The sequence below is a fragment of the Streptomyces sp. NPDC042346 genome, assembly GCF_055581845.1.
The window spans coordinates 143,427-168,822 of the sequence record NZ_JBVJEH010000010.1; the positions used below are offsets into that span (position 1 = coordinate 143,427).

The following is a 25,396-nucleotide window of genomic DNA, read 5'->3' on the forward strand; positions in this document are numbered from 1 at the left end:
GTCGCCCCAATCCCCGGTAAACGAAAGGGACTTGATCCTTCGCAATCGTAGTGGATCAGCCTAGCAGCTCGCCCGGACGGGTCAAGATGATTAAGGCGGGCGTGAGCAATAGCGCCTCATGTGCGCATTTGTCATCGGAATATGGAATCTTTCCGTCAATATCTTGCCGTGTCGGAGGGGAATCGAACCTGCATTTGGGGGAGAGGGGTGGCGGGTGGCCGGCGGGTCGGAGCGCTTCACCAAGCTGCACGACCTCTAGCTGTCACATGTCCCGATGGCCTGGCCTCCGGTGCGGCGGCGCCCTACCGTAAATCCACTATGAAGAAATTGGATTCCCGATCCGTCGTCGTGCTCGCAAGAGACCGGGACGACTTCGACCTGAAGGTCCTCTCCTCGATGCTGGGAAGTCGTGGGATCGAGTTGCAGATCGCGGACCCGTTGGATCTCGCCATCCAGTGCGAAGGCCCCGAGATCAGAATGTGGAACAACGACTCGCCGGTCCGTCCGGGCCTCGTCATCGGCTGGCGGAGCGGGGGTGCGGCCCTGCATGCGATAAAGCAGTTGGACGCGATCGAGCAGGCGGGTATCGACGTGCTCAACTCGGCTGTCGTTCTGCTGCGCGGGCTCAGTCCGTTCCTGAAGAGCGTCACGTTGCAGACGAATTCCGTGCCGCACTATCCCATCATCTCGGGAAAGGCTCCCTCGGGGGTGATGAGCATGGCGGACCGGGTCGGATATCCGATGGTCGCCCGGCCGCTGATGACCCGGGATCTGGACGCGAACGCGGCGGTGCGCGGTCAGGACATCGTCTTCGAGGACGCGTCCACGCTCAAGGAGTTCGTGACCGGAAAGGCGGCCAGCGGGCATTTCTACATGCAACTGCGGCCGCCCAGGACCGGGCAGCGGCTGAGGGTGTTCTGTGTGAACCATCATCCGGTGGCCTGTCTGCCCGACGTGCCGGACGAGCGGCAGTCCGATCCGCTGGCGATCCTCTCGGAGCCGGCGGCGCACGTGGCCGGCCTCGCCTCCCGGGCGATCGGCGGCCACCCGTCCATGGTCGAGATCTCGGAGGACCGGCCGGGCAGCCGCAACTGGCGGGTCGAGGACGTCACGGTGTGTCCCGGACCGGACCCCGATCTGTCGAGATCAGGCCTCCACGAGACCGTCATGCGGGCGCAGGCCCGGTTCCTGGCCGCCCGGCTGGAGGAGGGCCCGGCGGCGCGGGGCGGCCGGCGGTCGTCGTCCGCGGCGCACGATTCGTGGGCGTAGGTGTGTGGGCGTAGCTGTGTGGGTGTGGGTGTGGGTGTGGGCGTGGGTGTAGGGGGTGGGGGTGCTCAGGTTTGTGCGAGTCCGTGGTCCATGCCCTCTCGGCGTTCCAGGGCGACCATCGCCGCCGGGCGGAAGTTGAGGAAGTAGGCCCGCCGTTGGCGGTCCGGTGTGGTGTTCCCGCGCGAGTAGTGGAGAGTACGTCCGCCGTGGGCGGCGGCGAAGCCCGGCTCCAGCTCCACCCAGGTGGCGCCGGGATCGGTCTCCGACCCGTCGCACTCCAGCGCGTAACCGGTGCCCGCCTGCCGGTGGGGGCGTACGGGGCCGAGGTGCGAGCCCTTGATGTACCACATGCAGCCGTTGTCGAGGACGGCCTCGTCCAGGGCGACCCAGATCGAGGCCTCGCGCTGGTCGGGAAGGTCGATCTCGTAGGAGATGTCCTGGTGCCAGGGCGTGACGGTGTCCGTGCCCGGGGCCTTGTTGATGAGCATGTCGAAGTCGAACTCGGCGTCCGGGCCGATGAGTTCGCGGGCGAGCGCCAGAGCCCGTCCGTGCAGGGGGAGATCGAGCAGCTCGGGCGCCAGGACCGACGGCCACATGATCTGGGTGATGCGCTCCGGGGCGCCGTCGGGGCGGTCCTCGCCCGCGAGGTCGCAGCGCTTGGTCCCGCAGTGGATCTCTCCGTTGAGGAACCGGTCGTAGATCTTCAGGTAGGCCCGGACCTCGCCGGGTTCCAGTAGCCGGCCGAGCTCGGCATAGCCGTCTCGCCGAAAGGCGGCCCGGACGTCGGGGGCGGTGAGCGCGGTGATCGTGTTCATGGTCGCGACGGTAGGCCGGTGGACGAGAGGTGGCGTTCCTCCCTCTCCTGCGGAATCTCGTGGACACGAAGGAGGGCGCGCGTGCTGCCGACCGGTCGTACCACCGCGGCTCCGGCCGAGGGGCTGGGCGTCGTGACCCTCTCCGGACGGGGGCTCGACCCGCTGCTGACGTTCCGTCACCACCGGTACCCGGACGGCTGGTCGGCGCGTTCCGTGCGACGTGACAGTAGCCGCATTCTGCTGGTCCTCCCGTCGCGCGGCGGCATCGGGTGCGAGGTCGACGGCCAGGCGTACAGCCTGCGGCCGGGGCAGTCGCTGCGGATCCCGCCCGGTGTCGCGTACCGGACCCGGCACGCCCGGCCCCACGACGCCTGCTGGACGCTCGCGATGGGCGCGCCGCGGGGCGCGCCCGCGGTCACCGCGCTGGAGCGGGCCGCGGTCCTGCTCGCCTCCGCCCCCGGGCCGCTGCTGCGCCGGACCTCGCGGGAGGCCGACGCGGCCCTGGCCCGGCTGCGGGTCCCCCGGCAGCCCGTCCACTGGCTGGCCGAAGGGCTGTGGGAGCACACCCTCGCCACGCTCGTGCTGCTGCTCGCCCGTGAGCACGCGACGGCCGTCCCCGCTCCTCTCCGGGAGCTCCACCCGGCCGTCGCGCGCGTGATCGGCTGGATCGAGGACCACGTGGAGGAGGCCGTCGACGTCGCCAGGCTGACGCGGATCTCGGCGCTGTCGACGAGCAGGTTCTACGACCTGTTCACCTCGCAGGTGGGCACGAGCCCCAAGGACTACGTGCTGCGGCGCAAGACGGAGGTGGCGCGGGACTGGCTCCTGGCGGACCCCTCGGTGACGGTGACCCAGGTGGCTCACGCGCTGTCCTTCTCGACCTCGCAGCACTTTGCCACGGTCTTCCGGCGCTACCAGGGCACGTCGCCCTCGGGCGTGCGCCGGCCGGCTGCGGCGACCCCAAGTGGAACATACGTACGACTTCGGGAGGTGCAGCTCGGCGGGCCGGCCGGTGGGGAAACGGAACAGTGCGAAACGCCCGTACGCCGCTCCATTCGGCCGGCCGGAACTCCGTCACGCACCGGCTTCTCCGCCCGCCCGTCCGGTTGTTGACATGCATCTTGTTGAGGCCGGGGCGTGTAGACGGAGGTCGGAGCGATGGTCAATAGTCGATTGGGCCAGAGGCGAACGGGAGTTCCGGACATCGGGACCCGGTGATCTGGTTCCATTCCTCGACAACGCAAACGGGAGATTCGACGTGCACTCTGAAAGGCTCGCCGGTGTCATCTGCGCAGTCATCGCCTGTGTCGCCCTCGCGTACTCCGGAGGACACACCGACGAATCCGACGCCGGCAGCACCACCCACACGGCGTCCGCGATCAACGGCCAGGACATCGGGGACGACACCGGCTGGGGATGAGAAGCGAATACACCCGGCGCGCCTAGGGTGGGAAAGCGGTATGCGAAGCGGTACGGAGAGTGGTCCAGCAGGCTTTGAGGGGGGAGCTGAGATGTGGTCGGCCGGAATCTCGTGGGACGTCCTGGGATACGAAGTCTCCTGTGTGCACGACGACGGCAGAGTGCTCCGCCCCGCACGTTTCGCGTCGAATGAGGTGCCCCTTCTCGCCGCCTATCTGAACAGGATGTGCGGCGACCGGGTGATCGCTGTCGTCGACAGCACCAACGGCCTTCTCGACGGCCCTCTGCGCCATGCGGGAATCCGTGTCTTCCGGGCCGATCCGTGGGATCTTCCGCAGCGTCCGGTCGCCGGATCCGTCTCCGCGCACGCCCTCGCCCTCCGGGGGAGGGAACGTGCCGGCGGACTCGTCGAGACCGACACCGAGAACGGCACGCTGAAGGGCCGCTTCGACGAGCTGGACCGGGGCGTCGAGAGCAGCGCACCGCGGGAGGCCGAGCTCACCCGGCGGGGCTACTGCCTCACCCGCGGCGCCACGACCGCCCCCAGAGTGGCGCTGACCTTCGACGACGGACCCAGCGAGCCCTACACGGGCCAGGTCCTGGACGTCCTGCGCGACTACGGCGTGGCCGGCACGTTCTTCTGCGTGGGACTGCACGCGAGTACGGCCCCGGGGACGCTCTCCCGGATCCGGGAGGAGGGCCACGCCATCGGCAACCACACCTGGTCGCACCCGTTCCTTCCGGACCTCACGCACGACGAGATGCTGTTCCAGCTGGACGCCACCAACAAGTCCATCGCCGACGTGACGGGTGAGGCTCCCACGCTCATTCGTCCCCCTTACGGCTCCCGCACTCCCGAGACATTGCGCTGGACCGCGGACCACGACATGACCACGGTGCTGTGGGACAGGGATTCGTGGGACTGGGCAAAGCCCGGCCCGGAAACCATCGTGGAAAACGCGCTGGACGGAATCTCCAACGGCTCGATCGTGCTCATGCACGACGGCGGAGGCGACCGTTCGCAGACGATCGCGGCGCTTCCCGTGGTCATCGAGTCGCTCCTGACCGACGGATTCCGGCTGGTGACCGTCGACCAGTTGCGCGGCAGCCTGCTGCAGAGCTGAAGAAAAGGACTGCGAAAGATGCCTGCCCCACCCGAAATACGTCTCAGTACCGTCGTCATGCATCACCCCTCGCGCGCCGCCGAATTACCGGAGCTGCTCTCCCGGCTCGCCGCTCTCCGGCCGCGCGTCGTGTGCGATCCCGACCCTTCCGGCCCCCCGAGCCCGCTGCGTACCGCGAAACTCGCCTGGGCCGCCATCGAGCCCGGAGCCACCCATCACGTCGTATTCCAGGACGACATCCACCCGGTCGCGGAAATAGCCCAGGACCTGCTCGCCGCGGTGGCGGCCCGGCCGGACCACGGAATATCGCTCTACGTCAACTGGAACAGCCCCCAGAATTCCTACCTGGTCCGCAGAAGCGCCGCTCTGGGCTCTCCCTGGGCCCCCCTCTCGCCCAGGGAGTACACCCCGACCCTCGGCCTGGTGCTGCCCGCCGGCGCCGCCGCCGACCTCGCCGCGTACCTGAGCACCCTGCCCGACCACCTGCGCGACGACGACGAGATGGTCACCCTGTTCTGCCGCGGGGCCGGCATCCCGGTCGTCGCCGCCGTGCCCCACCTCCTGGACCACGGCGGCGACCGGAGCCTCGCGGGCAACGACAACCACGGCTCCCGCCACGCCACGGTCTTCCGGCCGGAGCGGCGCACCGGCAGGGGTCACTGGACGCCGGAGCCGACGGTCGCGGAGCTTCCCGCCCGGCAGCCGGGCTCCGGACCCGCCCCGCGCTACGCCGTGGAGCTGACGGACTCGACCTGCCGCATCCGCTTCGTGCTCGCCGGCGTCGACGAGCCGATCGAGCACCCGCTCGGCTGGTACTGGTACGACTGGTGCGCGCTGCTCGGCATCGACCGGGACCGTGTCGTCGACTCCTGGCGCGCGGTGGTCTCCCCGCCGACGTCGCTTCCCGGTGCCGGCCCGTTCGCCACGACCGGCGACCACGCCGCACTGGGCCTGGAACTGTGGGCCGCCTGCTACCTGTTGGGCGCCGACGCGGCCGGGCTCGCCGAGGGTCGCGACGTGACGGGCACAGCCATCGCCGCACACGCCACCGCCACGCACGCCGCCACCGCCGCTCACGCCACCCCCACGCACGCCGCCACCGCCGCTCGCGCCACCGCCGACCTGGCGCGGAAGGCGGTCGGGTCCTGGGTCGCCTCGGGGCTCGGCGTCCGTGACCACGAGCTCCTCGGCGCAGAGGAGCGACGCGGCCTCGTCGAGCTCGGCATGGCTGCGCTGGACCGGGGATGGCGCGACCGCGCGGCCGGCCCCGGACACCGGCCCGGCACACGGTCCGGACTGGAGCAGGTCCATGCGTGAACCGGCGCTCGCGCTCCCGCAGCGCGCGGCGATCGAGCGGATGGCGCGGCGGGAGGCGGCCGCCCAGCTGCTTCCAGCCCTCGACGCCGCGGTCGTCACGGTCGACGTGCTGGAGTGCCCCACCTGCGGCGGCGGCGAAGAGGCGTCACGCGCCTCCCCGTTGGCGGTGCGGCCGGGCCTCACCGTCTTCGGGGACGTACCGGACCCGACCGCCGTGGTGGGGCCCGCCGTCACCGTCCTGGGCTGCGAGATCCTCACCCCCCGTGCCCTGCTGCCCGCCCTCGTGCTCCGCCACCACGACGGATCCCCCGCCGTGTGGCGGACCCGGGCGGTCGCCTGGGCGCAGTCGGCCGGTCCGGGGGTCGACCGGCGCGGTGACGTGGAACAGCTCATCGTCGAACTCGCCGAGGAGGAAGCCGAGTCGGACGTGGCCCTCGCTCCGGCGGGCGGCCACCGCCTGCCGCCCCGCACCTCGCCGCGGGCGCTGGTCCTCCCCGCGTCGACCCGGCTGAACCCGGCCGCCGTGGGGCTGCGGGAGAGCGCCCCACCGGCCGCCCGCTTCCTCTCCCCGCACCTGGACGGGCCCCAGGCGCAGCTTTACGAGAAGGCCTACCGCGGCTCTCTTCTGCGCACGGTCGCCGCCCACCTGTGACCGCCGCCCATCCGTGACGCCCGCCCATCCGTGACGCCCGCCCATCCGCGACGCCCGCCCATCTGTGACCGCCGTCGGCGATCAGGCACATCCCCTACCGAGGAGCTTCGATGTCCCCGTCTACCTGGACCGGCAGCGCCATCCTCTTCGACCTGGACGGAACGCTGGTCGAATCCATGAGCACCATCGAGCGGCACACCCGGCTCTGGGCGCTGCGCCACGGCCTGGACCCCGATCACACCCTGGAGGTCTGGCACGGGCGCCGTGACAGCGACGTCATCGCCGACTTCGTACCCCCCGACCAGGTCGAGGCCGAGCTCCAGTGGATGCGGGACCTGTCGTGCCGCGACGTCACGGGCATAGCCGCCGCACCGGGCAGCCGGGAGCTCGTCGCCGCGCTGCCCGAGGACGCCTGGGGCATCGTGACCTCCGGCGAGCGCGAGGTGGCCCGGTGCCGGCTGGCCGCCGCGGGCATCCCGGAGCCCCGGGTCCTGGTGTCGGCGGACGACGTCGTGAACGGGAAGCCGCACCCCGAGGGCTTCCTCAAGGCCGCGGCCGCGCTGGGCGTCGATCCCACCGGCTGCCTGGTCTTCGAGGACGCGATGGCGGGCGTGGAGGGCGCGCGGGCGGCCGGCATGGAGGCGATCATGCTGGGCGACGCGGCGACGTCCGGTGCCGGTGTCCGGTACCTGTCCGGCTTCAAGAAGGTGCGCGCGGCCGTGGCCCCGGAGCCCGGGACGCCGAGCCGCCTGCTCCTGCGCTTCACGGCCTGAGCCGGCCGTGACCATCACCCCCACCGCCCCGGTCGACCCGCGGTCACGGCTCGGCGGCGCGCACCGGGCCACGGCCGTGACCTTCTTCCTCAACGGACTGCTGCTGTCGACCTGGCTGATCCGGATCCCCTCCATCAAGGAGGCGACCGGGCTCGGCACCGGCGCGTTCGGCACCGTGCTGATCACCCCGGTGATCGTCTCCCTGCTGTCCATGCAGTTCGCGGGCCGCCTGCTGGCCCGCATGAGCAGCCGGACGTTCGTCCGGGTCAGCGTGGTGGCGACGGCCGTCGCCCTCGTGGCGACCTCCCTGGCGCACACAGGGCTCCAACTCGCCCTGGCGCTCGCGCTCTTCGGGATCTTCGACGGTCTGCTGTTCGTCGCGTCGAACGTGCAGGGCGTGGCGGTGGAGCGGCTCACGGGCAGGCCCTGCCTGAACTCGTTCCACGCCGCGTGGAGCATCGGCAACCTTTCCGGGGCGCTCGTCGGCAGCGCGTTCGCCTGGTTCGGAGCCGGTACGACGACCCAGTTCGTCCTCGTGGCCCTGCTGGCCACGTGGGCGTCCGGCGCGCTCCTCCGCCCGCTGCTCCCGCCGGCCGAGGCCCCGGCGCCCGGTGCGGAACCGGGGTCCGGTCCGCAACCGGCATCCGGGTCCGCGTCCGGGTCCGGCGGGTGGCGTGCGGGCTGGAACGGCCGGGTGCTCCAGCTCGGACTCCTCGGGCTGTGCTGCCTGGTGGCCCAGGGGGCCCTGGAGGACTGGGGAGCCGTCTACCTCCGGGAGGAGCGCGGCGCCTCGACCTTCCTGGCCATGGCCGGCCTCGTGGCCTTCAGCGGCACGCTCGTCGCCGGCCGTCTGATCGGCGACCGGCTGCGCGAGAAGTACGACGACGGCACGCTGCTCCGCGCGTTCGCGCTGCTTGCGGCGGCCGGCCTCGGACTCTCGCTGGCGACCTCGTCGTACGGGGTGTCCCTCGCCGGATACGCCCTGTTCGGCGCCGGGCTCTCCGTACTCGATCCGATCGTGTCGAGCGCGGCGGGCCACGCGGCGGCCGACGACCGCGAGGAGACCATCGCCTCGGCCGTCGCGCACGTGGCGACGCTCAGCCACACCGGGCTCCTGCTGGGGCCGCCGGCGATCGGCTGGCTCGCGCACGGGGTGGGCCTGACCCGGGCCCTGGTCCTCCCGGCGCTGCTCGTGCTGGTCGTGGCGGCGGCGGCGCCCGCCGTCTTCCGGGCCCTGAGGAACAGCGCACCCACACAAGGACACATCTCAGCCGAAAGGTAACCGGTGACCAGTCTGCCTACCAGCCTGCGGAACACCCCCCTCACCTCCGACGAGATCGCCCGGTTCCACAAGGACGGGTACCTCCACCCCAACCCCGTCCTGACGCAGGACCAGATCGACACCGTCCTCCAGGCCGTCGACGAGCACCGCGCGGGCCTCTTCGACTCGAAGACGTTCGAGCTGACCGACCCCGTCGCGATCCGCCGCAGCCAGGGCGAGGAGGGGCAGGACGTCTTCGAGTACGAGAGCAACGAGGGGACGGTGGGGCACACCTTCTCGTTCCTGTTCAACATGCGCCTGCGCGACGAGCGCATCCGCGACCTCGCCGCCGACCCGGTGATCGCCGGCATGGCACGGCAGCTCCTGGACGCCGACGAGGTCGTGATCATGGAGGACAACGTCGTCGTCAAGGAACCGGGCTCGAAGCTGCTGCCCTTCCACCAGGACTACTCGTACTGGCCGCTGGCGACGCCCGACGCGGTGACGGTCTTCATCGCCCTGGACCGGATCACCGTCGACAACGGGGCCATGATGGTGGTCCCCGGTTCGCAGAACGCCGGCGAGCGCCTGCCCGTGTCGTTCGGCGAGGTCGAGTCGTACATGAAGGACGAGCGGCCGGGCGTGCCCGAGGTGCCGGCCGACCCGGCGGCCGAGGGGCATCCGGTCTCGTACATCGAGCTCCAGCCGGGCGAGTGCTCCATCCACAGCTCGATGGTGTGGCACGGGTCGACGCCGAACACGACGCCGAACCGGCGGCAGGCGCTGATCCTGCGCTACGTGAAGGCCGGGACGATCTGGCTCGGCAACGAGCGTTTCCCGTACGACGAGGTGCAGTGCGCCGTCGGCGACCCCATCGGCGGACCGGTCTTCCCGGTCGTGCCGACGGCCTTCTAGGGCCGCCCGTCCGTCGACCGGCTCGCCCGTCCGCCCGTCGATCCACCGGGGCCCGCCCGTCCGTCGATCCACCGGCCCGTCCGCTCGTCCGCCCGTGCGGCGCCCGGTCCCGTTCCCGTGGGCCGGCGCCGCACCGGGGCGGCGCACCCTTCCCCGATCCGTACCAACCGAACGGAGGCGTGATGGAATCTCCGCGCATTCCCCAGCCGAAGATCATCCTTGAGGGAACGCATCTGACGCGCAAGACCGACATCGCCTTCGCGCTGGCGGAGCACCCCCGGATCATCGGCGAGCGCAAGCACCGGTGGCACATCCCGCTGGTCTCCTCGGAGTGGGACACCTTCTCGGACGAGCAGCCGACGAAGGCGAACCCCGGGCGCAGCATGATCGAGTACGAGCCGTACCAGGAGGCCCGGGCGCTGGAGGCGTTCCACACCTACACCCGGCTCTTCGAACTCCAGCGGGACTACTACTGGATCGTCGACCGCTTCCACATCTCCACGCTGTCCTACCAGTCGACGGAGCGGGGCCGGGAGGTCGACTTCGACTGGCTGGAGGAGCGGCTGCTCGCCCTCGACTTCCACCTGGTGCTGTGCAGCCGGCGCCCGGAGACCTTCGAGCGGGCCAGGGCCGAGCGCCTCGTCTACTCGGAGAACCCGCGGCGCTACGACGACCTCCAGGTCTTCGTCGACGAACAGGACACGATGCGCCGGTTCTTCGAGAAGTCACGCCTTCCGAAACTGGAGATCGACGTCTCGGACCACGACGAGCACCGGGCGGCCGACAGCATTCTCGACTGGGTCGAATCGACCGGCGGATTCTGGCGCAAGGAAATCGACGAAGAAGCAATCGGAAACAACGACACGACTGGGGGAGCGCGTTGAGCAACTCGGCAGGAATCCAGGTCGGAATGCCGGACGTCGTCGCCGCCTCCTCCTTTCCGCAGTACGCGTACGGGACCCTGCTCGCCGCCTTCCTGGCCCGCCGGCTGGGGCTCGGCGAGGTCTCCGTCGCGGAGCTGGGGGTGGCCGGCGGCAACGGTCTGGTGGAGCTCGAACGGGTCGCCGCCGAGATCGGCGCGGCGCAGGGGGTGAAGGTCGGCACGTACGGCTTCGACCTCGGCAGCGGCATGCCCACCCCCGTCGACCACCGCGACAACCCGTCCATGTGGCAGCACGGCTTCTTCAGGATGGACGAGGACCTGATCAGGTCCCATCTGACCTCGGCCGAACTCGTGCTCGGCGACATCGCCGACACCGGCCCCCGCTTCATGCGGTCGGGGGCGCCGCCCATCGGGTTCCTCTCCTTCGACCTCGACTACTACTCCTCGACCGTGGTCGCCATGAAGGCCCTGCTGGACGAGTCGCCCGAGCACTACCTCCCGCGCATCGTCTGCTACTTCGACGACACCGTGGGACCGCACGAGGAACTGCACTCCGAATTCACCGGCGAACTGCTGGCCATCAAGGAGTTCAACGCGGCGCACGAGCACCGGAAGATCGGCCGGATCAACGGCCTCCGGTACAAGCTGCTGCCTATGACGGAATCCAACGACGAATTCTCGTGGATCGAGGGAATGTATGTCCTTCACCTTTTTGATCACCCGCTCTACAACCAGTACGTCTACCCGGAGGCCGACCGGCAGTTCCCCCTCGGCGGCTGAGGGCGCGGCGGCTCACGGCCAGGAGACTCGCGACGAATCGGAGAGGCAGGGAGAGCGGTGGGATTCCGGCAGCTGGTGGAAGAACCCGGGCCTGTGGGGGCGCGGCAGGGGAAGCCTGGGCTCCGGGGCGCTCTGATCGGCTACGGCACGATCGCCGAGGGCCATCTCACCGGGATCTCGCGGACGGACGGCCTGGAGATCACCGCGGTGGTCGACGTGTCCCCCGCGCGCCGGGCGGCCGCGCGCCGCGAACTGCCCGGCGTCCGGGTCTTCGCGGAGCTCGACGAACTCCCCGTGGAGGAGCTCGACTTCATCGACGTGTGCACGCCGCCCCACGCGCACCTCGACGGCATCCGCTTCGGACTGCGCCACGACCTGGCGGTCCTCTGCGAGAAGCCGCTGCTCCTCGACCGGCAGGAGCTGGAGGCGCTGGAGCCGGCGGAGAAGGCCAGTCGCGGATTCCTCTTCCCCTGCCACAACTACCGGTTCGCCCCCTCCGTGATCGCCATGAAGGCGGCGCTGGACGGCTGCGGGGCCCCGGACGGCGACTTCCGCGGACACTTCCGCACGCTGCGCACCTCGCACGCCCGGGGGACGGCCGACTGGCGGCCCGACTGGCGGCGCGAGCGGTCCGTCGGCGGCGGCGGGATCCTGCGGGACCACGGCCCGCACAGTGTGTACCTCGCCGCGCACCTCGTCGGCTCGCGGCCCGACCGGGTCCGCTGCGACCTGCGCCGCCCCGAGGGCGGCCCGTACGCCGACACGGAGGAGTACGCCTTCCTCTCGCTCTCCTTCGCCTCGGGCGCCGTCGTCGACTTCGAGCTGGACTGGACGGCCGCCGGCCGGCAGACCAGCTACCTGGTCTCCGGCTCCTGGGGTCATGTGCGGCTCATCGACGACGAGTTGGAGCAGTGCGTCGACGGGGCGGCGCTGCGGAGCCGGCTGCCGTCGGACTTCAACGACCCGCGGCACGGCAACTGGTTCAAGGGCGTGTTCGAGGAGTTCCTCGCGGAGGTCTCCGAGGGCGGCCGGAGCGCCCGGCTGCGGGAGGACGCCGCCGTCACGATCCGCGTCATCGAGGCGGCCTACCGGTCCGCGGCGCTCGGCGGCCGCTGGATCGACGTGTAGCCCGGCGACGCGTCACCCGCCGTTCGAGAGACCCGCCGTTCGAGACCGACAGCGAGAAGGGGATGGCACGGATGCAGAGCGAGACCACGCGGGGCGAGACCACGCGGAGCAAGGCAGCCATGCGGAGCGAGACCACGCGGGGCGAGACAACCATGCGGAGCGAGACCACGCGGGGCGAGACAGCCATGCGGAGCAGGACCATTCTGATCAGTGAGCCGCAGGGCGCGACCGGCGAGCTGCAGTTCGACAACGCGAAGCCGTACTTCCCGTACATGTGGGCGATCCTCAAGTCGTACTGGGAACGGAACGGCGACGCCTCGGCGGGCTACGAGTGGCTGGAGCCGATCTGGCGCAACGACGCGCCGAGCGTGCTCCTCGACCCGTACCGCGACACGGAGATCGGCGTCCTCGGGCTGAGCTGCTACACCTGGAACTGGGAGATCCAGTGCGAGCTCGCCCGCGAGGTGAAGGAGCTCAACCCGGACTGCCTGGTCGTGGCCGGCGGACCCGAACCCGACTACAAGGACCCGGAGTTCTTCGCCAAGCACCCGTACATCGACGCGGTGGCGATCAAGGACGGCGAGATCACGTTCCGCGAGATCCTGGTGAAGGCGGCGCGCGGCGACCGCGACTTCTCCGACATCGGCGGGCTCTACCTGCCGGGCGGGGAGGGCGGGACGATGGTCTTCACGGGCCCGCCCGAGGTGCCGACCGAGTTCGAGCACAGCCCGTACCTGGACCAGGCCGCGTACTACGACCGGCTCGTCGCGGAGCACGGCTCCGACGCCTTCGAAGTGATCATGGAGACCAACCGGGGCTGCCCCTACGGCTGCAGCTTCTGCGACTGGGGTTCCAACACCAACTCGAAGGTCCGGCGCTTCGGCATGGAGCGCGTCGCCGCGGAGATCGACTGGCTCGGCCACCTCAGGATCGAGAGCGTCATGCTCGCCGACGCCAACTTCGGGATCCTCCCGCGCGACCTGGAGATAGCCGACAAGTTCAACGAGGCCCGCGACGACCACGAGGGCTACCCGAAGTACATCTTCTACAGCGCGGCGAAGAACAACCCCGACCGGGCCATCGCCATCGCCATGAAGTTCGCCAAGAGCGGCATCTGCACGGTGCACTCCCTCTCCGTCCAGCACACGAACAAGGAGGTCCTCGCGGCCACGGCCCGCAAGAACATCTCCGCCGACAAGCAGGTCCAGGTCGTCAAGCACATGATGGACGCCCACGTCCCCGTCGAGGTCCAGCTCATCCAGGGCATACCCGGCGACACGTACGACATGTGGAAGGGCTGCCTCGCCGACCTCATGGAGTGGGGCATCCACGAGGACTACCTGATCCAGGCCTACCGCCTCCTGCCCAACGCGCCCGCCGGCGAGCGCGCCTTCCTGGAGGAGTGGCAGGTCGAGACGATCGACCGGATCACGTACGACCTCACCACCCGGGAGATCGACGAGACCCGCCGGGACGTCTTCCGCAAGCCGGAGCGGATCCTCGCCTCCACCAAGTCGTACACCCGCGAGGACTGGGTCCGTACGTCCGCCTACTCGGCCTTCATCAAGGCCCTGCACAACTCCAGCGCCACCCAGCGCGTGGCGACGTACCTGAGGCTCACCCACGGCGTCCCGTACCGGGACTTCTACGAGAGCCTCCTGGAGGACCCCGCGGTCCGCACCCCGCTGCTGCGGGAGTGGCAGCTCAAGGTCCTGGACCACTACCAGTACTTCCTGACGCACGACGACGCCAGCGACCACATCCGCGTCGACGAACTGCCGAGCCTGGCCTACACCCTGCACCCGTCGCGCTGGCTCTACATCCAGGTGTGCCTGCACCTCGAACGGTTCTACGACGAGCTGAAGGAGTCGCTCCTGAAGCGCTACCCGGAGGTGGCCAACCTCGCCAGTGTCATCGACTACCAGCGCGACATCGTGATCATGCCCGACTACGACCGCGAGGCCGGAAAGCTCATCGAGTCGGACTTCGACTGGCCGGCGTACTTCGAGCAGGCCCGGGTCAGGGACGGCTCCCAGCCGCTGCTCGACGAGCCGGCGCCGCTGGACGGAGCGGTGCTCCAGGCGGTCGACCGCGTCTCCGGCGAGCGCCCCACGATGCGCGACGGCGTCCGGATCGGCGGCTTCTACGGCGAGCCCCTGGAGTGGGGGACCGGCGACCTCGGCGAGCGCTGGGCGACCTGGGTCCAGCGCGTGGCCATCGGCCGCAGCTCCGCCGGCATGCACAACCACAAGGAGTTCAAGGTCCTGGGGCAGCGGCCTTGACCAGGAGGGAGGAAGACATGGACGCGGACGTGAAGGAGCTGGACGCGGACGTGAAAGGCATGGACGCGGACCTGGCCGGCCGCCGGTTCGCGAAGTCCGAGGAATGGGCCCGCCGGGGGGAGCGCAGCGACGCCTGGGCCGCCACCCGGGGCGACATCCTCGCCGACGACCGGTTCACCCGCGGCTATCCGCGGTACGTGAGCCGGGCCCAGGGCGCCTACCTCTGGGACGTCGACGGGAACCGGTACGTCGACTACATCCTCGGCTACGGGCCCGCGATCCTGGGCCACGCGCACCCCGAGGTGACGGCGGCGGTCACGCGCGAGCTCGCGCTCGGCAGCTGCATGTCCCCGCTGTGGAGCCCCCGGCAGGTCGAGCTGACCGAGCTCCTCACGTCGGTGATCCCCGGCGCGGAGATGGCCTATCTGATGAAGACGGGCTCCGACGCCACCAGCGCGGCGGTACGTCTCGCACGCATCCACACCGGCCGGTCGAAGGTGGTGCGCTGGGGGTACAACGGCTGGCACGACTGGACGGCGCCGCGCCCGGCCGGGGTGCCGGAGTCGGTCCTGGCCGACACCCTGAAGTTCCGCTACAACGACCTCGACTCGCTGCGGGCGGTGTTCGCGGAGCACCCCGAGTCCGTCGCCTGCGTGATCATGATGCCCTTCGAGGTCGAGCCGCCCGAGCCCGGTTTCCTGGCCGCGGTGCGGGACCTCGCGCACGCCCACGGCGCGCTGTTCGTCCTCGACGAGATGCGGTCGGGATTCCGGATGGCGCTGGGCGGGGCCCAGGAGTTCTTCGGGGTCCGGCCCGACCTCTCGACCTTCAGCAAGGCGATGGCGAACGGCTTCCCCATCTCGGCCGTGGTGGGCCGTGAGGACGTCCTGCGCGGCCTGAGCGAGACCCACATGTCGTCCACGTTCTACGGCAACCCCGCCGAGATGGCCGCCGCACTCACGACCGTCCCGATCCTGCGGGACACCGACGCCCTCGCCACGGTCTGGCGCCTCGGCGAGGCCCTGCGGACGGGGCTCGCCAAGCTGGTGGCGGAGTCCGGTCTGCCGGCCGAGGTGGTCGGCTACGCGCCGGCCCCGTTCCTCCGCTTCGACGACGGTCACGAGGCGCTGAAGCTCTCCTTCTACGAGGAGACGACGCGCCGGGGGGTCCTCCTGCACCCCAACCACCAGTGGTTCCTCTCCGCCGCGCACACGGACGAGGACGTCGAGTTCACCCTGGACGCGATCCGGGAGGGCCTCGGATCGGCACAGGTCGCCCGGAAGCTGGAGACGCTCGATGCCGGCTGACGCGCCGGAGGCGGGCCTCGCTGAGGAGCGGGGCCCCGCCCCGGAGGTCGACCTCCACATCCACACCCACTTCAGCAGCGACGCGGACCATTCCCCGGCCGAGGTCCTGGGGATGGCCGCGGCCCGGGGGCTCAGGGCCGTCGCGATCGCGGACCACGACGTCGTCGCCGGCTCGGCGGAGGCGCTGGGCCTCGCGTCCGCGTACGGCGTGGAGGTCGTCCCGTGCGTCGAGCTCACGACCTTCCTCGGCGGCCGGGAGTTCCACGTCCTCGGCTACTTCGTCGACCCGGCGGCCCAGGGCTTCACGGACAGGCTGGCCGAGGTGCAGCGCCGGGACGAGGCACGCGCCCGCGCCCTGGTGGACGCCCTGGTGCGGCTGGGCGTGGACTGCACCTACGAGGAGGCCCGGGCGCTGACCCCGCGGGCCGTGCCCAAGTGCTCCGTGGTGGTGCGGGCCGCGATGACGAACGGCCGCAACGACGACCTGGCGCTGTTCGACGACTACCGGGAGGGCGGGCCCCGTGCGGGCCAGCCATACCACAACTTCTTCCTCGACCACATGCGTCCCGGTGGCACCGCCTATGTGGAGTCGGACAGTTCGTTCTCCACGGTGGCCGCCGTCGCGCTGGTGCGGGAGTACGGAGGCGTGTCCGTCCTGGCCCACCCGGGCGGAAGCCTGCCCCGCGGCGAGGGCACCGCACTGCTCGACGAGCTGCGCGCGGCGGGCCTGGACGGCATGGAGGTGTTCTCGCCGTACCACTCGGAGCAGGACGTGGCCGGGCTGTCCGCGTACTGCGAGGAGGCCGGTCTCGTACGGACGGCGGGCTCCGACTTCCACGGCGAGACCGTGAAGCCGGGGCTGCGGATCGGTGGTCCGGCCCGGAGCCCGTACAGCGTGGTGGAACAGCTCAGGGAACGGGCCGCGTATGTATGAGAGGGAGTGGCGTTCGTGAGTCTTCTCGCCCGGCGGCTCGCGGCCACCGAGGCCGTCGTCTTCGACTTCTACGGGACGCTCGTCGAGCACGACACGGAGTTTCCCGCCATGTGGGAGTTCCTCGACGGCCTCGGCTACCGCAGCCACCCGGAGCTGGAATCGGCCTTCGAGCCGAACGCCTTCGACGGGTGCCTGACGCCGGCCGTCACGGACGATCCGGACCACCAGAGCTGGCTGGAGGGGAACTGGCGCGGCTTCCTCCGCCTGAGCGGGGTGCCGGAGGCCGACGTCGACCAGGTCCTGAAGCGGCTCCAGGAGTTCCAGGCCACCTATCGTCCACGGGCCGTCGCGTGCGCGAACGCCCTCATCGGAGTCGTACGGGAACGGGGGCTGAAGGTCGGGCTCTGCTCCAACTGGGAGACGCCGATCCAGCCTTGCCTGGACGAGGCCGGACTGGCGCCGTTCGACGCGGTGACCGTGTCGGCGGAGGAGGGCGCGCGCAAGCCGCACGGTCTGCTCTTCGCCCGCGTCGCCGCCGAACTCGGCGTCGCCGCCGACCGGATCGCCTTCGTCGGCGACACCTGGTCGGCGGATGTCGTCGGCGCCCTGCGCGCCGGCATGTCGCCGGTGTGGATCCGGGGAGGCCGGCCGTCCCGTGGACTCCCCGACCTCGTCGCCGAGTTCGACACCCTGGGTGATTTCCACCGATATATACGCGATTCCCTGTGACGAGAGCGAGGATGGGAAAGCCATGGAGAAGATCACCGTCATCACGCTCACCCGAGGACGCCCGGACATGCTCCGGCGGTCGATCGAGTCGGTCCGACGCCAGGACTACCCCGGCCCGGTCGAGCACCTGGTCGTGATCGACGACTGCGAGCGGACCGCGCGCGAGATCGCCGACGAGGTGAGCACGGACCACCGGAGGCTGACCACCCACCTCGTACGGCGCCCGGGCGACGGGGGCGACGAAGGCGACGGGGGCGCCGGAGGCGACGGGGGCGCCGGAGGCGACGTGGGCGACGGGGGAAGCGCGGGGGGTGCCGGCGACACGGACTCCCGGGCGTGGATCTACCCGCGGATCTCCCGCCTCCTGAACAAGGGCGCCGCCCTGGCCGATTCGACCTGGATCTCGTTCCTGGACGACGACAACGAGTACCGGTCGGACCACCTGCGCGGACTCATGGCGCTCGTCGAGAAGACCGGCTACCCCGCCGTGCACTCGGCGCGCAGCATCCACTGGGCGGACGGAACCCCCTACCTGGAGCCCCGCTTCCCGTGGGCCCATGTCCCGGGGACCGCCGAGGAGATCTACGAGCTCATGTGCGCGCGCGGCATCTGGGTGCGGGGCACGAACGTCCTCCGGGACAGGGCCGTCCCGATCGACGTCTCCGTCTTCCGCAACAGCACGATCATGACGTCACGGGACGCGCCGTTCCTCGTCGACCAGAACATCTGGCTGATGCGCCGCGACCTGATGCTCGCGCACCCGATCCCCGACGCCTTCTCCGCGCGCGACCTGCACGAGAACATGGGGCCGGACGACATGCAGCTGAAGGTGCTGCTCTCCCAGCGGATCCCCATCGCCTCCACGGGCGAGCCCACCGTCCGGTACTACCTCGGCGGCGTCTCCAACAACCTGAGGCCGGTGCCTCGCGGGTGACTCACGCGCTTCATCCCGGATCCGGATCCGGATCAGAGTCAGGACCCGCGTCCGCGTCCGCATCCGCCTCCACCAGACGGCGCCAGTTCTGGGCCGCGTCCTCGCTGTTCGCCGTCATGGGCTTCCACACGGGCGTGTGGACGGTGCTGCTCGTCGACCTGTCCCACTGGTTCGGTCTCGACCTGCAGACGCTCGGTACGTTCATGACGCTGGCGTGCGTCGCGTCCGTACCGGTCCAGCTCGCCGGCGGATGGCTCTCGGACCACTTCGGACGGCGTCCGCTCCTGTTCGTGGGGCTGGTCTGCATGGGCCTCACGCTCACGCTGCTCACCGTGGCCCGCAGCGACGTCCTGGCGTTCTCCGTCTTCGCCCTCATGGGGCTCTTCGGAGGAATCCTCGACCTCGGCGTGAACAGCATAGGGAGCGACTACGAGAGCCAGTACGACGTTCCCGTCATGACCCAACTCCACGCCGGATTCAGCGGTGGAGCCATAGGCGGGGCGCTTTTCGTGGCCCTGGCAATGGGGGGCCTCGGCTGGGATTTCCGGGTCGTCTACGGAATCGACGCGGTGCTCCTGGTGGCGTTCGGCGTACTGGCGCTGCTGCTCCCGCTCTCGGGGCGCGTATCCAAGCCCGACGGAAAACTCCGCGGCGGTTTTGCGGAACTGCGCAAGCTCGCCGTGGTCCTGCCCGCTTCCCTGCTGTTGGCGCTCTATTTCTTCAGCGACAGCGCGATCGAGAACTTCTCCTCCCTCTATCTCCGCGATCTCCTCAAGGGCGGGGTGGTGGTCAGCGCCGTCGGCGTCGCCGGTTTCTATTTCGCCTCCTTCGTCGGCCGGCTGTGCGGCAGCGCGATCATCGGACGGCACGGCGAGGCGCTCCTCGTGAGAGCCGCGGGACTCGGCATGTTCGCCGGCATCATCCTCATCGTGACCGGCGGATCCCCTGTGGTCGCGGCGGCCGGGCTGCTGCTCTTCGGCCTCTCCGAAGCGCCCGTCGCACCGGTGGGATTCTCGCTGGCGGGGCGGGCCACGTCCGACCGGGCGGGCCTGGCGATGGCCGTGGTGAGCTCGATCAGCTTCGGCGCGTACAGCCTCAGCCCGCTCGTATTCGGGGTCATCGCGAGTACGTCGTCCTATCAGGTGGCTTTCTCCACTCTCGCCGGAACGGCACTTCTCATCTTCTTCTTCGGGTTTTCGCGAAAGGCCGGACTCTCGGGCGCCGCGCCGGTGTTCACCTCGCGACGTCAGTGAACCTCCTGTTAAAGTTCGTGACCGGCTGTTGAGTCAAGCCCGCGGAAGAAGTGTGGTCATGCTGAGCGGTGCGATTGTTTCAGGGCGCGAGAAGACGGAAAGCGCGACCCTGGCGCAGGCCCTCCTGGGGGGAATGCCCGTGATCGGGAGAGGTGATCGCAGCCGGCTGGAAACCTTCTCGACCGCCTGGTCCACGCGTGACGGGAAGGCGACGCACCATGTCGTTCTCGGCGAGGGCGCCGAGCCCGGCCGGGGTGCCCTGGAGAGTCTCCGGCTGGCGGCCGAGACCTTTCCGGAGGCCGCCGTCTCCCTCTACGCGGGATGGGACGAGCCGAACGGCTCGGCGGTCCGCCTGGCGGCGCTCTCCTCCTGCTCCTGGGTGGAGGGAATCCAGCTGCATTCCTTCCCCGCGACGGCCGTCATGCTCCCGATGGGGCAGGCGGAGGAGTTCTCCCGGTTCCTGGAGCGGTTCAAGGAGCTCGAACCGAGCTGCGACGCGGCGCTCTTCGACTTCCTCCAGCTCGCCGGCATCGACGTGTACACGATCCTTCCCTCGCCGGTGGAAGCCGAGGGGAAGGCAGCCTGGTTCGCCCCCGAAGCGGGCCGTCCTTTCGCGGGCGGGGGCGCGCGGGGCGCGGGAGGCGCACGGGGCGCGGGAGGCGCGCGGGGCGTGCTGCGCGGCTACCGCGTCGTCCCGCACTTCCAGCGAGGCGTTCCGTACTGCCTGATCCGGTACGGCGGCGGGGGCGCGGGCGCCGACGACCACACCTGGCGCCACTTCCACTGGACGCGCCAGGCGCCCGAGTTCGGTCTCGACCCGGCGCAGCTGCGGCACGACTTCGACACGACGATCGCGAAGTCGGCGTGGGTCGAGGAACGGCCGGTGGCGGAGCGGGAGTTCCTCTTCGGCTTCTGGATCACCGCGCTGCTCCTCGCGGTCGTCGCCCGCCGCACGACCGCGGAACCCGCGTCGCAATCCGGGTCGGAACCCAGGTCGCAACCCGGGCCGCAATCCGGGCCGGAACCCGCGGCGGCGATCCCCGACCGGCTGGTGGAGACCCTCGCCCTCGGCGGTCTCGTCGGGTCGGCCCTGCCCGCGGGCACGTTCACGGGCCTGGAGCCCGAGCTGAAGTCCATCGCCCTGGACGGGTACGCGGCCGGAACGGCGCAGGGGGTGGGCGTGTGACCGCCGCATCGCCGCGCCTCTCGCCCGACGGCCTCGTCTCGCTCGACGGTGTCGTGATGACCCATCCGCGCCGGAGCCACGCGGCACGGGCGCTGTCGGCCGAGCTGGGGGACCTGCGGATCGTCATGGACCCGCACCCCGGCGGGTCGAACGCCCTCATCACCTCCATCGAGGCGTGGGGGGCCTACGCGGCCGACGCGACCCACCACCTCGTGCTCCAGGACGACGTGATCGTGCGCCCCGACCTGCTCCGGCAGGCCCGGCGCGCCGCGGAGCTCTTCCCGGACGCCGCCCTCTCGTTCTACGCGAACTGGGACAGCCTCAACGGCGCCGCCGCGCGGCTCGCCCTGATGGCCGGCTGCGGGTGGGTCGAGGCGGTGCGGTGGGAGTTCTTCCCGACGCTGGCCACGGTGCTGCCCGTGCGGCTCCTCGACGAGTACGGACGGTTCGCGGAGGCCGCGGCGCAGGTCCACTTCGAGGACGACGAGGTCCTGTTCGACTTCCTCCAGGTGAAGGGCGTGCCCGGATACGTGTCCGTGCCCGCGCTCGTGGAACACGGCGACCTGGCCAGTCTCGTCGGCAACCCGAAGCGGAGAGCGGCCTGTTACGGAGGCGGCGAGCCGCTGCGGGGGCCGGGGCAGGACCGGCTCGCCCACTCGCTCACCCTCTGCCCGTTCTTCTACCGGGGCATGGCCTTCCTCCTGGTCAGGGTCGGGGAGCCGGACGATCACGCGTGGCGGTACGTCCACTGGAGCCGCGTCGCCCCGCGGCTCGGCCTCGACCCCGAGGCGCTGCGCCGGCGCTTCGACCGCGAGTTCGCGGCGTCCGTCGCCCCGTGGGCCTCCCCGGGGCAGAGCGAGTTCCTGTTCTCGCTGTGGATCGTCGCGCTGCTCCTCGGCCTGATTCCGCGCACCGGGCATCTGAAGGTCTCCGGACCGCCGGATTCCGGCGCGGAGGGAGAGGCCGACGAGGCACAGCACCAGGCCCTGATCGCCGAGGCGCTCGGCACCCTGGCCCCGGGGGCGCTCATGGACTCGGCGCTCCCCGACGACGCCTTCGCGGGCCGGAGCGAGTGGCTGCTGAGGATCGCGCATGATGGTTACGAGGCGGGCCGCGCGGGGTTGACCTGACACGGGGAGGCGCATAGCGTCGCGGCGCTGGGGTGAGCAAGCGCTTAGGAGGTCCTCGTGGTGGTGTCCGGTGGGCAGACGGGCGAGGCGGGCCGGACGGGCGGCCAGGCAGGCCGGGCGGGCCGGACCGGGGAAGCGCGGCTCAGCGAGCCCGGGGCGCCCTTCGCCGTCGAGGACGGGGTGTACGCCGTCGGGCCGCGGACCCTGCGGGAGTTCGTGGAGGCCGTCTGGGCCTACGGGGACCGGGTGTTCCTGGTGTCCGAGACCGGGTCGACGACCTATCGGGAGTTCTTCGACGCCGCCTGCGGGCTCGCCCGGCAGCTCGTCGGGGAGTACGGGCTGCGGCCCGGTGACCGGGCCGTCGTCGCCATGCGGAACCTTCCCGAGTGGCAGGTCGCCTTCTGGGCCACCCAGCTCGCCGGCCTCGTCGCCGTACCGCTCAACGCCTGGTGGACCGAGGACGAGTTCACGTACGCCCTCGACGACTGCGCACCCGGCGTGCTGCTCGTCGACGGGGAGCGCGTCGGGCGCGTGCGGGCCTGGGCGCGGCGGCACGGCGTGCCCGGGGTCGTCTTCCAGGGCGAGGCGGAGGAGGGGTTCGCGGCGTACGTCCCCGATCGTGATCCCTTCCTCGGGCCGCCGCAGGTCGACGTCCTGCCCGAGCACGACGCCACGATCATCTACACCTCCGGCACCACCGGCCGGCCCAAGGGCGCCGTCGCCACCCACCTCGCGCAGGCCGGGGCCGCCATGCACCCCCGCTTCTTCGCCGCCGCCGCGGCCCTCGCGCGCGGGGAGGTGCCCGGGACGGGACCCGCGCCCGTGTCGCTGACCACGTTCCCCTTCTTCCACGTCGCCGCGTTCACGTCCTTCTACGCCGTCATGGCGGCCGGCGGGACCCTGGTGATGATGCGGAAGTGGGATGCCGGGACCGCCCTCGGGCTGATCCGGAAGCACGGCGTCACGCATTACGCCGGGGTGCCGACCACCGCGCTCCAGCTGATCGAGGCCGCGCACGACGCCGGCGACGAGCTGAAGAGCCTCGTCCTCCTCAGCACGGGAGGCGCCGCCGCCCCGCCCGGGATCGTCGCGGGGATCACCGCCGCGTACGGCGAGCGCGTCGAGCCCCGCAACGGCTACGGGCTGACCGAGACCTGCGGCGGCGTCCTGTCGAACGTCGGCGCCGAGTACCGCGCCCACCCCGGGAGCGTCGGCCGCCCCTCGCCCGCCACCGAGGTGCGGATCGACCGGCCCGACGCGGAGGGTGTGGGGGAGCTGTGGCTGCGGGGGCAGTCGTTGATCCGGGGGTACTGGGGGAACGAGGACGCGACCCGCGCCGCCTTCACCGACGACGGGTGGTTCCGGACCGGGGACCTCGCCCGGGTCGACGCCGACGGGCGGGTCAGCGTCGTCGACCGGCTCACGGACATGGTGATCCGCGGCGGCGAGAACGTGTACTGCGTCGAGGTCGAGGCCGTGCTCCACGAGCATCCGGACGTCCTCGACGCCGCCGTCCTCGGCGTCCCGCATCCCGTGCTCGGCGAGGAGGTCGTGGCCGTCGTGCGGCTGCGCCCGGGGGCCGCCGGCACCGACGGGGAGGCGCTGCGGGCGCACGTCGGCGCGCGCCTCGCCGCCTTCAAGGTGCCCGCCCGTGTCCTCGTACGGGAGGAGGAGCTGCCCCGGAACCCGACAGGGAAGATCCTCAAGCGCCGGCTCAGGGACGACTTCAGCGGGTTCGACGGGGCCGACGGAGCCAACGGAGCCAACGGAGCCGACGGGGCCAACGGGGCCGACGGGGCCGACGGGGCCGACGAGTTCAGGACCGCGTGACGCGGATGCGGTACGCGCCCGTCGGCTCCTCGGCGAGGACGCTGATCCGGATGCCGTTGGCCCGGTCCGTGAAGATCTCGCCCGGACGGTACGGGGCGTCCGACAGCTCCGCGTGGACGTTCGGGCGCCGCGTGCAGCCGCCGCTCGTGTGGTCGCTGTCGGACACGGTCACCGGGCCGTGGCCGGTGTCCACGTCGGACTCGACCCGGTAGACGAGGACACCCTGCTCGCAGACCGCCTCGTCGTTGCCCTCCTTGCTGCGGACCTCGACCGCGTACCCCGAGGTGCCGGAGAGCGGGACGAAGGTGAGCTTGGGGCCGCCGGGGACGGCCAGCGGGGTGAGGGTGTAGTCGGTGCTGCCGGGGCTCGACGCGCAGTTGATCTGGTCGTTGTCGAGCCAGCCCAGCTTCCACTTGTGCCAGCCGAGCAGGTCGTTGTTGGCCCCCCAGTCCTCCGACATGATGTCCCAGTGCCCGACGGTGCCGCCGCCGTCCGAGGTGTAGAGGTCGGGCAGGCCGAAGACGTGGCCGTTCTCGTGGGGCAGCACCCGGTAGCCGGTCTCGTCGAAGTTGCCGGAGCCGTCGTCCTGGCGGCTGTAGACGAAGGACGTGTTGGCGAGCGGCACGCCGTCGGCGTAGGGGGCGTCGTCGTTGCCGGAGAAGGTCACGGACAGGACGGTGTCGAGGGCGGACGGCCCGGCGTTCGGCGTCACGAGGACGTTGACCAGGTCGTACGCGCTGAAGTCCACCTTCGCGTCGGCGGCCTTCACGATGTCCTCGACGAGGGAGCGGTAGCCCGGCTCGTACGGTGAGCCGCGCTCGATCCCGTACGCGGAGAACGGCCGGGGCATCCGCAGCCAGTCGGTCATCGGGACCTCGGCCTGGTACTTCAGGCGCCCGTACGAGCTGGTGCGGAACCAGTCGGCGGTCTGCGGGAAGAACTCGCGGAAACGGTCCACCGCGGGGCCCTCCCCGACGGCGTCCGGGAAGTCGACCATCAGGGTGAGGGCCCTGACGCGGCCCGTGGAGCGCACGTATCCGGGGGCGGTGGGCAGCCCCTCCGACATCTGCACACCCATCGTGGTGGCGATCCGGCACGGCCCGAGCTGCGCGTTGCGCGGCGCGGCGGCCACGGGGCCCGCCGACGCCGGTGCGGGGTCGGGGAGCGTCGTGCTCGCGGAGGCGAGCAGCGCGAGGGAGAGGGCCGTGGTCGCCGCCAGGGCGACGGGTCTGCGTATCCGTCGGCGGGGGTGCTGCATACGGGCGCCTCTCCGGTGGGGGCAGGTCTGCGGCACGGATCTCCTGCGCGGGGAGGCATCTCCTCGGGGGAGACGGAGATCCGTGCCGTGCGATCAGCCTGTGGTGATCGGCTCGGAGGCGCGCGCCGGGTGGACCGATCGTGTGGGCATCCCGCGCGGCGTGTCGCATGTGATCCAGGTCACACGATGAAGGGGAAATAAGCGGGGAGCCCGTCCC

The 25,396-nt window shown here is 71.0% G+C and carries 23 protein-coding genes; 21 read left to right on the top strand and 2 right to left on the bottom strand.

The genetic code is table 11. The features are described from left to right. The first annotated feature begins 141 nt into the window (after positions 1–141). Positions 142–1,269 carry an ATP-grasp domain-containing protein gene (locus ACZ6K0_RS32445; RefSeq protein ID WP_469233192.1) on the top strand — a complete coding sequence of 376 codons (1,128 nt, stop codon included), beginning with the start codon at positions 142–144 and terminating at the stop codon, positions 1,267–1,269. Between the two features lie 65 nt (positions 1,270–1,334). Here the strand turns inward: ACZ6K0_RS32445 and ACZ6K0_RS32450 are convergent, their stop codons facing one another. Next, positions 1,335–2,084, bottom strand: a complete 750-nt coding sequence (locus tag ACZ6K0_RS32450; protein ID WP_376402944.1) for a phytanoyl-CoA dioxygenase family protein — start codon at positions 2,082–2,084, stop codon at positions 1,335–1,337. A gap of 81 nt (positions 2,085–2,165) precedes the next feature. Here ACZ6K0_RS32450 and ACZ6K0_RS32455 point away from each other — a divergent pair, with 81 nt between their 5' ends. The 20 genes from ACZ6K0_RS32455 (at position 2,166) to ACZ6K0_RS32550 (ending at position 23,921) form a co-directional block, all read left to right on the top strand. Beyond that, the gene (locus ACZ6K0_RS32455) at positions 2,166–3,197 is read left to right on the top strand and encodes an AraC family transcriptional regulator (RefSeq protein WP_469233195.1); all 1,032 of its coding nucleotides are present in this window, start codon (positions 2,166–2,168) and stop codon (positions 3,195–3,197) included. A 145-nt stretch (positions 3,198–3,342) separates the two neighbouring features. Beyond that, positions 3,343–3,504: a hypothetical protein gene (locus ACZ6K0_RS32460; protein ID WP_376402939.1), complete on the top strand. Its 162-nt coding sequence runs from the start codon at positions 3,343–3,345 to the stop codon at positions 3,502–3,504. Between the two features lie 193 nt (positions 3,505–3,697). Further along, entirely contained in the window at positions 3,698–4,627 is a 930-nt protein-coding gene (locus ACZ6K0_RS32465; protein WP_469233198.1) for a polysaccharide deacetylase family protein, read from the top strand. 57 nt (positions 4,628–4,684) lie between these two features. Further along, complete coding sequence (locus ACZ6K0_RS32470) at positions 4,685–5,944, top strand: hypothetical protein (RefSeq protein ID WP_376402933.1); 1,260 nt, start codon at positions 4,685–4,687, stop codon at positions 5,942–5,944. After that, positions 5,937–6,596 carry a hypothetical protein gene (locus tag ACZ6K0_RS32475; protein WP_469233200.1) on the top strand — a complete coding sequence of 220 codons (660 nt, stop codon included), beginning with the start codon at positions 5,937–5,939 and terminating at the stop codon, positions 6,594–6,596. The genes ACZ6K0_RS32470 and ACZ6K0_RS32475 overlap by 8 nt, the downstream gene beginning before the upstream one ends. Before the next feature lie 110 nt (positions 6,597–6,706). After that, positions 6,707–7,369 carry an HAD-IA family hydrolase gene (locus ACZ6K0_RS32480; RefSeq protein WP_376402927.1) on the top strand — a complete coding sequence of 221 codons (663 nt, stop codon included), beginning with the start codon at positions 6,707–6,709 and terminating at the stop codon, positions 7,367–7,369. A gap of 7 nt (positions 7,370–7,376) precedes the next feature. After that, positions 7,377–8,651, top strand: a complete 1,275-nt coding sequence (locus ACZ6K0_RS32485; RefSeq protein WP_469233202.1) for an MFS transporter — start codon at positions 7,377–7,379, stop codon at positions 8,649–8,651. Between the two features lie 3 nt (positions 8,652–8,654). Continuing rightward, positions 8,655–9,545 (top strand): phytanoyl-CoA dioxygenase family protein, encoded by an 891-nt coding sequence (locus ACZ6K0_RS32490; RefSeq protein ID WP_376402922.1) that lies wholly within the window; start codon positions 8,655–8,657, stop codon positions 9,543–9,545. Positions 9,546–9,727: 182 nt separating this feature from the next. Further along, on the top strand, positions 9,728–10,429 hold the full coding sequence (locus ACZ6K0_RS32495) for a hypothetical protein (RefSeq protein WP_376402919.1): 702 nt from the start codon (positions 9,728–9,730) through the stop codon (positions 10,427–10,429). Positions 10,430–10,455: 26 nt separating this feature from the next. Continuing rightward, complete coding sequence (locus ACZ6K0_RS32500) at positions 10,456–11,208, top strand: hypothetical protein (RefSeq protein ID WP_469233205.1); 753 nt, start codon at positions 10,456–10,458, stop codon at positions 11,206–11,208. A 57-nt stretch (positions 11,209–11,265) separates the two neighbouring features. Next, positions 11,266–12,336, top strand: coding sequence for a Gfo/Idh/MocA family protein (locus tag ACZ6K0_RS32505; protein WP_469233207.1), 1,071 nt, complete (start codon positions 11,266–11,268; stop codon positions 12,334–12,336). A gap of 71 nt (positions 12,337–12,407) precedes the next feature. Next, positions 12,408–14,618, top strand: coding sequence for a B12-binding domain-containing radical SAM protein (locus ACZ6K0_RS32510; protein WP_469233209.1), 2,211 nt, complete (start codon positions 12,408–12,410; stop codon positions 14,616–14,618). Positions 14,619–14,635: 17 nt separating this feature from the next. Continuing rightward, positions 14,636–15,925: an aspartate aminotransferase family protein gene (locus ACZ6K0_RS32515; protein WP_469233211.1), complete on the top strand. Its 1,290-nt coding sequence runs from the start codon at positions 14,636–14,638 to the stop codon at positions 15,923–15,925. Next, a complete protein-coding gene (locus ACZ6K0_RS32520; protein ID WP_376402904.1) occupies positions 15,915–16,859 on the top strand; it encodes a PHP domain-containing protein in 945 nt (314 codons plus the stop codon). Before ACZ6K0_RS32515 ends, ACZ6K0_RS32520 begins: the two co-directional genes overlap by 11 nt. 15 nt (positions 16,860–16,874) lie before the next feature. Further along, entirely contained in the window at positions 16,875–17,588 is a 714-nt protein-coding gene (locus ACZ6K0_RS32525) for an HAD family hydrolase (protein ID WP_376402901.1), read from the top strand. A gap of 22 nt (positions 17,589–17,610) precedes the next feature. Continuing rightward, positions 17,611–18,522 (top strand): glycosyltransferase family 2 protein, encoded by a 912-nt coding sequence (locus ACZ6K0_RS32530; RefSeq protein ID WP_469233215.1) that lies wholly within the window; start codon positions 17,611–17,613, stop codon positions 18,520–18,522. Then, positions 18,519–19,775, top strand: coding sequence for an MFS transporter (locus tag ACZ6K0_RS32535; RefSeq protein WP_469233217.1), 1,257 nt, complete (start codon positions 18,519–18,521; stop codon positions 19,773–19,775). The genes ACZ6K0_RS32530 and ACZ6K0_RS32535 overlap by 4 nt, the downstream gene beginning before the upstream one ends. Positions 19,776–19,914: 139 nt before the next feature. Continuing rightward, positions 19,915–20,961 (top strand): hypothetical protein, encoded by a 1,047-nt coding sequence (locus tag ACZ6K0_RS32540; RefSeq protein WP_469233219.1) that lies wholly within the window; start codon positions 19,915–19,917, stop codon positions 20,959–20,961. Further along, complete coding sequence (locus ACZ6K0_RS32545) at positions 20,958–22,091, top strand: hypothetical protein (RefSeq protein ID WP_469233221.1); 1,134 nt, start codon at positions 20,958–20,960, stop codon at positions 22,089–22,091. Before ACZ6K0_RS32540 ends, ACZ6K0_RS32545 begins: the two co-directional genes overlap by 4 nt. 60 nt (positions 22,092–22,151) lie before the next feature. After that, a complete protein-coding gene (locus ACZ6K0_RS32550; RefSeq protein WP_469233476.1) occupies positions 22,152–23,921 on the top strand; it encodes a class I adenylate-forming enzyme family protein in 1,770 nt (589 codons plus the stop codon). On the opposite strand, the gene ACZ6K0_RS32555 is transcribed toward ACZ6K0_RS32550, so the two are convergent. Next, entirely contained in the window at positions 23,908–25,179 is a 1,272-nt protein-coding gene (locus ACZ6K0_RS32555) for a M6 family metalloprotease domain-containing protein (RefSeq protein ID WP_376402887.1), read from the bottom strand. The genes ACZ6K0_RS32550 and ACZ6K0_RS32555 overlap by 14 nt on opposite strands. Between the last annotated feature and the right edge of the window lie 217 nt (positions 25,180–25,396).